The organism is Streptococcus sp. 2106, assembly GCF_013277315.1.
In the GTDB taxonomy this organism is placed as follows: Bacteria; Bacillota; Bacilli; order Lactobacillales; family Streptococcaceae; genus Streptococcus; species Streptococcus pseudopneumoniae.
Genome location: NZ_VMMS01000102.1, coordinates 8,384 through 18,870 on the forward strand (window position 1 = coordinate 8,384; position 10,487 = coordinate 18,870).

The following is a 10,487-nucleotide window of genomic DNA, read 5'->3' on the forward strand; positions in this document are numbered from 1 at the left end:
TTTTCATTGAGTATAAAATTCATTGTAACAAAAAAGCGGCATTCCCTCAATGACAGAAATGTCACTCCTATAAAGCATTTAACAATATCTTTCTACATCTTCGCTCCATTCCTTATCTAAACTAACGATTAACTTCTCATTGCCAAACATCCTCGCCATCATTTTTGCTTCTTCATACTTTTGTTTGGCTGTATCATAATCCATCTGAATATAATATTTCCATTCTACCATCAAGACAATCGGTTGCTTTTGGAAATCTCGTGTTTTTTCAGAAATCCAATTAAGTTTTTCCACAGCTAACTTAAATAACTCTAAGTCATTCAATAATTCACAACTTCCTAGCCCTGCAAATAACACATCACGAACAAGAAATAAATCGTCCGTACTGCTATTTTCTACGTTATTACATACTTTTTGAAACATTAATTGAAGTTTCTGCTGTTCACTAATAGATAACTGTCCTTTTTTTATATTTTCTAAATAACTACACAAAAAATACAATCTAATTTTTAAAAGGTCTGAAAAGGAAAATTCTCTTTGATTCCATAGTTCCTCAAAAGATTCATCTAAAAGCGCTATTCCATACTGTTCATTATCTGTCGCTCTCACTTCATCTATTGCTTGAAGACAATCCACTATCATCTTCTCATCACGTGGCAAATCATCATAAAAACACTCAAAAATCTCATCGAAATATTCTTCCTTTTGTTCCTGCAACTCCTTGTCTCCATAGTCAGGATGATGTAAAAGAAAGTACTTTAATTCTTGGTAGCGCTTGGGTAATTCCTTATAATCTGGCATCAAGACGTAGGACGGAATTTCTAATCGATCTGCAATATATTCTAGTGTTTTTATCGTCGGGCGAAATTCTCCTTTTTCGATTCTCACCAACTGACGCACTGATAGTTCAGACTCATCTCCGCAAAAAACTGGACGACTAAGTCCTTTTTCTTCTCTTAAGCCTCTTACTTTTTCACCAAAACTGTTCATTCCTTCGGTTTTCTCCTATATTTTAAAAATATAATTTTTTATATTCTATCATAGTTTGGTGAAAACGACAAAAAAGAGACAGGATAACTCCTGCCTCTAAACTGATAAACAATTATTTACGGCGTCCTGGTCTTTCTTTGTAGCCATAATATGCATCTGCCATAATTTCTTCCATGTCAGCTACCATTGGCAAGCGTGGGTTAGCAGGAGAACATTGGTCTTCATAAGCAAGCAAAGCAATTTCATGCAAGCTGTCTTTCCAAGCTTTTTCATCAATTCCTTGATCCTGGAAGTTCATCTTGATACCTACTGCAACACCAAGTTCGTAAACAGCTTTAGCGTATGCCTCAACTGCTTCTTCTGGAGTTGAGTGAGGCAAGCCAAGCATTTTCGCGATGTCTTGGAATTTCTCATCAGCTTTCCAGTAGTTGTATTTAGGCCATGTAGTAGTCTTAGCTGGACGAGTTCCGTTGTAACGGATAACGTACGGAAGCAAGATAGCATTTGTACGTCCGTGAACAGTGTGATGAACACCACCAATCTTATGGGCCATTGAGTGGCTCATTCCAAGGAAGGCATTGGCGAAGGCCATACCAGCCATTGTAGACGCATTGTGCATTTTCTCACGAGCTTCTGGGTCAGCTGTCTTAACAGATTTTTCCAACCATTCAAAGACAAGTTTGATTGTTTGAAGCGCAATACCGTCTGTATAGTCGTTAGCAAAGTTTGAAGTGTAGGCTTCAGTCGCGTGTGTCAAGACATCCATACCTGTATCAGCAGCGATAAAGTCTGGAACTGATTCAACCAAAGCAGGGTCAACAATGGCAATAGTCGGTGTCAATGAGTAGTCAGCCAATGGGTATTTGCGGTTGTTTTTCTTATCAGAGATAACGGCAAATGGTGTTACTTCTGAACCAGTACCTGAAGTTGTTGGGATACCGATGTACTTCGCTTTCTTACCAAGTGATGGGAAGCGGAAGGCGCGTTTACGGATATCCATGAATTTTTGAACCAAGTCACGGAAGTCGATTTCTGGTTGTTCGTAGAAGAGCCACATTACTTTGGCTGCATCCATTGGTGAACCACCACCAAGAGCAATGATTGTGTCTGGTTCAAATGCTTTCATCACCTCAGCACCACGTTCTACAGTTGTGATGTCTGGATCTGGTTCAACATCTGAGAAGACTTGGATAGTTACACGGTTGCTACGTGCGTTCAATTGATCGATAACACGTTGAACGAAACCGAGTTTTTCGATAGATTTGTCTGTAACAATCAGAACGCGTTCAATATCTTCACATGTTTGAAGGTATTGGATAGAATTGCGTTCGAAGTAAATTTTTGAAGGAACTTTAAACCACTGCATATTATTTCTCCGTCTTCCGACTTTTTTGATATTCAAGAGGTTAATGGCACTAACGTTATCCCCAACTGAGTTGCGTCCGTAAGAACCACATCCAAGTGTCAATGATGGCAAGAAGGCATTGTAAACGTCCCCGATACCACCGAAAGTAGAAGGTGAGTTACAGATAACACGAATAGCTTTAACAGCTTTACCAAATTCTTTAGTCAATTCTTCGTCAGCTGTATGGATGGCTGCCGAGTGACCAAGACCGTTAAATTCAACCATTTGACAAGCCTTAGTAATACCATCTTCACGGCTTTCAGATTTCAAAACTGCGATAACTGGTGACAATTTCTCACGAGTCAATGGCTCATTTTCGCCAACTTCTTTACATTCTGCAGCAAGAATGTTTGTTCCTTCTGGAACTGTAAATCCTGCTTGCTCTGCAATCCAAGTTGCTGGTTTACCAACGATGTCAGCGTTCAATTTTGCACCAGCACAGTTTTTGCTGTTTGCTTTCACGCCGAAGCAGAATTCTTCAAGAAGAGCTTTTTCTTTTTTGTTTACAAAGTAAGTGTGGTAAGATTTGAACTCTGCTACAAATTCATCGTAGATTTCTTTGTCAATGATAACCGCTTGTTCAGATGCACAGACCATACCGTTATCAAATGATTTAGACATGACGATATCGTGTGCTGCTTGACGGATATTTGCTGATTTTTCAACATAAGCTGGAACGTTTCCGGCACCTACCCCAAGAGCTGGTTTACCACATGAGTAAGCCGCCTTAACCATGGCATTACCACCTGTTGCAAGGATTGTCGCAACACCTTCGTGGTTCATAAGGGCACTTGTTGCTTCCATAGATGGTTGAGTAATCCATTGCACACAGTTTTCAGGAGCTCCTGCTTTAATCGCAGCATCACGAACGATTTGAGCTGCGTGAGCTGATGACTCTTGTGCTGATGGGTGGAAGGCAAAAACGATTGGATTACGTGTCTTCAATGAAATCAATGATTTGAAAATAGCTGTTGAAGTTGGGTTGGTTGTTGGAGTGAGACCACAAATTACACCAACAGGTTCAGCAATCTTCGTCAACCCTGTAATTGGATCATCTTCGATAACTCCAACTGTTTTAACTCCACGCATATTGTTCACTACGTGTTCACAGGCAAATAGATTTTTCGTTGCCTTATCTTCAAATACCCCACGACCAGTTTCTTCAACTGCATGTTGTGCCAGTATACCATGCGCGTCAAGTGCTGCAACCGAAGCTTTTGCTACAATATAGTCAACCTGCTCTTGATCCAACTTACGCATTTCTTCAAGGGCAACTAAAGCTTTTTGCACCAATCCATCGACATGCTTTTCAGCAGCGAGTTTCTTTTCCTCTGGTGTCACAGTTTTTTTATCAGCCATATTTTCCTCCATAGCTTTCAAGGATTTAATCCTTTGTTAATTTTTTCACAAGTTTATTATAACGCATTATTTCAACTTTGTAAACAGTTTCATAAACATTTCACAAAGAATTTTTAGTACCTTGTGAAATGTTTGTCATTTTCTTTTCTTAGCAAGCTTTTTCTTTAAAGTTTGTGAAATTTATTTCAAATATTTTTTTATTTCACAAACTTGCTTGGAAGAGGAGCTTGGAAAGAAAGGGATTTACAGGTAAGCGCTTACTTAAACATTCTAACAATACCTCCTTTAATAAGGAGGCTTTATTTTTGTTGAAAAACGCCTTGTTTAAAAGTTCCTTCATAAACGACTTCTTGTTCTGTTGTTAGTTTCCCTTTTCCTTCAGCCTGACCATTTACAAAATCACCTTCGTAGGTCCAGCCTTCTTTGGATTGAAAGGTGCCTTTTCCGTTGAAGGCTCCATTGTTGAAGCCACCTGTATATTGGTCTCCATTTTGGAAGGTAATGGTACCTTGGCCATTCATTTTACCACGGACAAGACTGCCGTCGTAAACAATCGTTCCATTATCGAGTTTTAGAACACCTTTTTCGGGAATATTTAGAAAAAAGACGAGTACAGCACAGAAAACAATGGCAACTACTGCCAAAAGCTCTAAACGTGGACGAGTCAGATACACTCGATACTTTTCGTAAAAATTCGTAAGATTTTCCACCTTAACTCTCCTTTTCTAAACGTTCTAACCAAGCTTGACAGCCCTCTTGAACACGTCGATAGGTTTCTTCAAAATCTCCTGTATACCAAGGGTCTGGAACACTTTCAGATGAAAATGAGTAAATCTTATCTTGACAGTCTACTGGACACATCTGACGTAAGTCAGAAATATTTGAAGCGTCCATTCCGATAATATAATCAAAGGCTTCAAAATCTTCCTTACTAATCTGAAGCGATGTCTTGTTCTTGTCATAAGGAATCTCATACTCTTGAAAAATTCCCTGAGTCCCCTTATGAATCGGATTGCCATGTTCCCAAGAGGAAGTCGCTCGACTTTGGATTTCGTAGTTATCTGTCATTGATTTCATAACAAACTCGGCCATAGGGCTACGGCAAATATTTCCCAGACAGACAAAGACTAATTTTTTCATCCCACTTCCTTTCTTTTATAGAAAAACGGGAGTTCGTGATCCCGTCTTATTTTTCAATTGCGCCTTCTAGTGAAGCTGTTTCTTTCAGCGGTAATACTGTCTTGATAGCAGCTAGTTCAAAAGTCAAGTAAACTCCATCTACGTCAAGAACTATTGTTCCCTTCTCCGTATCTACTTCATCGACTGTTCCATAAAGTCCACCGATTGTAATCACTTCATAGCCTTTTTGTAGTTTATTTAAGCTGTCCATACGCTTTTGAGCTTGTTTCTTTTGAGAACGTTGCATAAAGAACATCAAGGCCATCATACCTACAAGCATGATTAAAAAAGTAATATTTGGATTCATTGTTTTCTCCTTTGTCTTTTACATAGGACTACTATATCAAATTTCAGCTACTTTTACAAGATTGTACCTTACTTTTCTGGTAAGAAAAACCAGAGCTTACGCCCTGATTTTTAGGATTATTTCAAGTTATTCACAAATTCTACAAGATTTTCTACAGTAAAGCCATATTCTGCCAATACTTTTGGTGCTGGGGCAGAGGCTCCGAAGGTATCAATACCTAGAACGGCACCATCGAGACCAACATATTTGTACCAGTTTTGACTTGCACCCATCTCGACTGCAACACGACGGCGAACTGCATTTGGAAGAATTTCTTCCTTGTAAGCTGCATCTTGTTTATCAAAGACATCTGTAGATGGCATGCTGACTACGCGGACTTTTGCGCCTTGACTAGCCAATTCTTTGGCAGCTGCGACAGCAAGATTGACCTCTGAACCTGTCGCAATCAAGATGGTATCAAAGTCTGCTGCATTTTCATAGACAACATAGGCACCTTTTGCAACCTTGTCGAAGTCTGTCCCTTCTTCAACAGTCAAGTTTTGACGTGTCAAGACAAGGGCAGTTGGTGTTTTCTCACTTGTCACTGCAAGGTACCAAGCTGCTTGAGTTTCACGCGCATCTGCTGGACGGAAAACATTTAGATTTGGCATAGCACGAAGACCTGCCAAGTGCTCAACTGGTTCGTGAGTCGGACCGTCTTCCCCAACTGCAATAGAATCGTGGGTAAAGACATAAGTCACAGGAAGTCCTTGTAAGGCTGACAAGCGAACAGCTGCCTTCACATAGTCAGAGAAGACGAAGAAAGTTCCACCGTATACACGAAGTCCACCGTGAAGGGCCATCCCGTTCAAGATCGTTCCCATTGCAAATTCACGAACACCAAACTGAATGTTACGGTTCAAGCGATTGGCATCGTCTTGAAGCCCATCCGTTTTGATGTAAGTCATGTTTGAGTGAGCTAGGTCAGCTGATCCACCCAAAAAAGTTGGCAACTTAGCCGCTACAACGTTCAAGGCATCTTGGCTTGAATTACGAGTTGCTTGAGAGAAACCATTTTCTAAGGTTGGGAAGTCTGCTGGAGTCACTTTCACTGGATCACGTCCGTCGATGATAGCTTCTACTTCTGCTGCCAGTTCTGGATGAGCCTCTTTATAATCAGCAACTAGTTTTACCCAAGCTTGATAAGCTGATGCGCCACGGTCTGCAACATGTTCTTTGAAATCAGCATAAACTTGTTCTGGAATTTCAAATGGTTCATAGTCCCAACCGAGAGCTTGACGAGTAGCTGCAGTTTCATCTGCTCCAAGAGGAGCACCGTGTACGGCATTAGTTCCTTGTTTGTTTGGAGAACCGTATCCAATAACAGTCTTCACTTCAATCAAAGATGGTTTACCTGAAGCTTTTGCTGTTTCGATAGCAGCATGGATTGCTTCCAAGTCTGTTCCATCTTCAACCAAGGCAGTATGCCAACCGTAAGCATTGTAACGGTCACGAACGCTTTCAGTAAATGAATCCTTTGTCTCACCATCCAAGTTGATGTCATTTGAATCATAAAGAACAACCAACTTATCCAGTTTTTGCAAGCCTGCGTATGAAGCTGCCTCGCTTGAGACACCTTCCATCAAGTCTCCGTCTCCACAGATAACGTAAGTATAGTGGTCAAAAATGTTGTAGCCTTCGCGGTTATATTTGGCTGCCAAGAAACGTTCTGCTTGGGCAAAACCAGTGGCAGTTGAGATCCCTTGACCTAGAGGACCTGTCGTAGCATCAATCCCTGCTGTATGGCCAAATTCTGGATGACCTGGTGTTTTTGAACCCCATTGACGGAAGCTCTTGATCTCATCCATACTAACATCTTCAAAGCCAGAAAGGTGAAGAAGGGCATAAAGGAGCATTGAACCATGACCAGCTGAAAGAATAAAGCGGTCGCGGTTAATCCAGTTTGGTTGAGCTGGATTGATACGAAGTTGTTTTGTAAAGAGGCTGTAGGCCATCGGAGCTGCTCCCATAACCACACCTGGGTGACCTGAGTTGGCTTTGTTGATAGCGTCAATACCTAGGAAACGAATTGCATTAACAGATAGATTTGACATAGAATTTCCTTTCTATTTGAGGTGATTATTGAATCACACATTCTATTTTACTATTATATGAAAATTATCCGTATCATGCAACATACGGATAACCTCCAAAGAATATTTTTATATTATAGCAAAGCTTTAAATTGAATGTTAGAGTCTTGTTCAAAACAATCATCAAAACCACGTGGATGATGGTATTCTACTAAGTGTTGATCTTGAGGATAAGTGTACTTACCGCCAACTTCCCAGATAAATGGATGGAAATCGTATTGCAAGCGATCTTTTCGCATTTTCCAAAGTTCTAGAATCTCATTAGTAGAAGCCATGAAGTTAGACCAGATATCATAGTGAACTGGGATAATGACTTTGGTACGCAGATTTTCTGCCATACGAAGAAGGTCGATAGATGTCATTTTGTCTTGGATACCTACCGGATTTTCACCATAGTTATTCAAAGCAACATCAATTTTAAAGTCTTTACCATGTTTTGCAAAATAGTTTGAGAAGTGAGAATCTGCACCATGATAGATGGTTCCACCTGGTGTTTCAAAGATATAGTTAACAGCCTTTTGAGCCATTTCTTCATCTGTAACAACCAAGCCAGCAAGTTCACCGCCTGTCTCATCAGCACCGTTCACTGGGAGAGTTACCAAGCAAGTACGGTCAAATGATTCTACTGCATGAATCTTCATATCTTTTAATTCGATAGTGTCATCTGGCTTCACAACGATGATACGTTCTTTTGGAACACCCCATCCTTCCCAGATTCGTCCACAGTGGTAAGGACCGATAAACTTAACATGCTCTAACTTAGGATTATTGAGAATTGCTGCAGCTGTGTATGGGTCGATATGATCACTGTGGAAGTGTGAAACTAAGTAATAGTCTAGTTCGTTGATAGCAAATGGATCGATAACCATTGGCTGAACACGCAAGTTTGGTTGCAACTTACGAACACCTGCCATATTTGCCATTTGGTGCCCACGAACCATATCTTTCACTTTTTTGGTTGATTTTCCACGGTTTGACCAAAGGTCCATGACAACGTTAGCACCAGCTGGTGTCTTAATCCAAGTACCACAGTTGCCTAGCCACCACATGGCAAAGTTGCCTTCAGGTACGACTTCTTCTTCGATTTCTTCGTTCAACCAGGTTCCCCACTCTGGGAAAGTGGCTAAAATCCATGACTCTCTTGTAATTTCTTTGACGTTTGGCATATGTCGCCTCCTTTGGATATAATTGTTATCTTTGAGATTAGTATACCACCCTTCAAAACACTAAAAAAGACCAAGAAAAACACAGGTTTGTGTTCATCATTGGACTGTCCTTCAAATATCTTCCAAAAAAGCTTGAACTACTATTTCTTGATTTATAAGTGTTTGAACCTCTTCTTGGAACTTACTAGCCAACTTGCTGTCTGCAATATAAGACGAAATAAGACTAGAAAGATTTTCACTGAAACTTTTGCCCTCATTACCAAATATATTGTGTTTAAGATAGTCTAGCATTCTCAAAAGATCTTCTGCTTCAAGGATAGGATTAACCCTTAAAATCGGAAATCTGCTATCCAAATCATCATTAGTAGTAATCACTACATCAACTTGTGCAATATCTTCCACACTCTTAAATTGTTCTGTTGTAAATACAGTGTCAATTTGCTCATTTGGAAAATAAAGTTTGCATTGTTTCAGCAAAAGTCTCGAAACCGCAACACCTTCATCACAAACGAGATAAACTTTTTTCATATTTTTTTGAGACGATGGTGTATACTTTAAAAATCCTCCAATATGAATCGTCAAATAGGCAATATCATCGTCTGTTAGCCGAATAAACCATGCTCCTTCTAAAATTTCCGCAGATTTTCTAGTGACTAAAAATAATTCTCCATACTTGGATCGAATTTGTTTTGTTAGAGGATTTTTAGAAAAAATACCGTAAGTCTTTCTAAATAACAAGGCTTTACAGTGGATCATCAAATTTCGTAACAAATCATCCTTGTTCTCAATCTCCATTCGGATTTGTGATTCAAAATACCAGATAAATTCTTCTAAAGCAAGTTTTAATTGCCGAAAATCATCACTTTCTGCATGAATATCCAAATCTTTACGATAGGAGAGGAGGAGAACAGCTACAAGAGAAACTTCAAGTCCTGACAAAGAAATTTCAAACTTTTGAAACAACCGTTCTCCTAATTTCTTAGACACCTGATACTCTATTCTTTTTCTTATCAAAGAAAATTCTTTCTCTATATCCTGATGTCTTTCTTGATACTGTTCAACATTATGACAGCTTAACAGCAAATAAGGTAGAACCTGCAACATAAAAGTTATTTCATGATGGTTTATTTTCTTCCCTAAATCTTGTTCAACTAAAGGAACCTGTTCCTTAAAAAATTGGTTCATTTCAACAGAAAGCAAACACTCATCATCTAACCTCTCTTTCATCTTATCTTCTAAAATAGATACAAAAGTGGCATTTTCTTCCATAAAAATATGATATAGAAGCGATTGAAGATACTGAATTTTATTAAGAGGGTGGGCATGAAGGCGGTATCCCTGTGACTTGCTCACTTGCAAGGTCACCTGATATTGTTCCAAAGTTAGTTGATAACGAATACTATTCAAATCATTGAGAACAGTATTCCTAGATACCTCTGTTAACTCTATCAATTTTTCAATCGTAATACGTTCTTTAGAAATACCTATCCATAGTAACATTATCATCATACGTTCATGCGCACTCATGATATAATCGTACGAATCTACTTCCGATAATAGTTTACAACAAGCATCTCTCTGCTCTTCCGTTAAGTGAATACCAATTCGTGGAATACTAATGATGTGAAGCGCCTCGTCAACCAGAGCAGCATTGATTTTGTCAATGTGATAATAAATTTTCCTTCTTGACTCTTTCAAATCTTTCGAAATCGCCATAATCGTTTTGGACGTTTCTTGATCCATCAAATATTGAAGCAAATCACAACTTGCCTTATCCAGTACCATATTAAAAAATCCCCCAAATCTATTGATATCACGGCAATTCTTTTTATTTTACCATATATATATCAAGCGCTATTTCTAAAAAATCTTTCAAAATTACTTCAACTCCAACTTTACTCTCAATAAAAATCAAATGTAAAAAGAGGAGCTAATACTCAATCATTTTC

The 10,487-nt window shown here is 39.1% G+C and carries 8 protein-coding genes; all 8 read right to left on the reverse strand.

All coding sequences use genetic code 11. From position 1 onward, the window contains the following. Positions 1 to 78: 78 nt before the first annotated feature. Entirely contained in the window at positions 79 to 990 is a 912-nt protein-coding gene (locus HT723_RS10015) for an XRE family transcriptional regulator (protein WP_172935131.1), read from the reverse strand. A gap of 112 nt (positions 991 to 1,102) precedes the next feature. Further along, positions 1,103 to 3,754: a bifunctional acetaldehyde-CoA/alcohol dehydrogenase gene (gene adhE / locus HT723_RS10020; RefSeq protein ID WP_172935132.1), complete on the reverse strand. Its 2,652-nt coding sequence runs from the start codon at positions 3,752 to 3,754 to the stop codon at positions 1,103 to 1,105. A 299-nt stretch (positions 3,755 to 4,053) separates the two neighbouring features. Beyond that, a complete protein-coding gene (locus HT723_RS10025; protein WP_172935133.1) occupies positions 4,054 to 4,464 on the reverse strand; it encodes a hypothetical protein in 411 nt (136 codons plus the stop codon). A gap of 1 nt (position 4,465) precedes the next feature. Next, positions 4,466 to 4,894 carry a low molecular weight protein-tyrosine-phosphatase gene (locus HT723_RS10030; protein ID WP_000737440.1) on the reverse strand — a complete coding sequence of 143 codons (429 nt, stop codon included), beginning with the start codon at positions 4,892 to 4,894 and terminating at the stop codon, positions 4,466 to 4,468. Positions 4,895 to 4,940: 46 nt separating this feature from the next. Further along, entirely contained in the window at positions 4,941 to 5,240 is a 300-nt protein-coding gene (gene yajC / locus HT723_RS10035) for a preprotein translocase subunit YajC (RefSeq protein ID WP_001069050.1), read from the reverse strand. A 116-nt stretch (positions 5,241 to 5,356) separates the two neighbouring features. Then, positions 5,357 to 7,333 carry a transketolase gene (gene tkt / locus HT723_RS10040; protein ID WP_000067886.1) on the reverse strand — a complete coding sequence of 659 codons (1,977 nt, stop codon included), beginning with the start codon at positions 7,331 to 7,333 and terminating at the stop codon, positions 5,357 to 5,359. Between the two features lie 113 nt (positions 7,334 to 7,446). Then, positions 7,447 to 8,538, reverse strand: coding sequence for an L-ascorbate 6-phosphate lactonase (ulaG, locus tag HT723_RS10045; protein ID WP_172935134.1), 1,092 nt, complete (start codon positions 8,536 to 8,538; stop codon positions 7,447 to 7,449). A gap of 111 nt (positions 8,539 to 8,649) precedes the next feature. Next, positions 8,650 to 10,323 (reverse strand): transcription antiterminator, encoded by a 1,674-nt coding sequence (locus HT723_RS10050; protein ID WP_138701937.1) that lies wholly within the window; start codon positions 10,321 to 10,323, stop codon positions 8,650 to 8,652. Between the last annotated feature and the right edge of the window lie 164 nt (positions 10,324 to 10,487).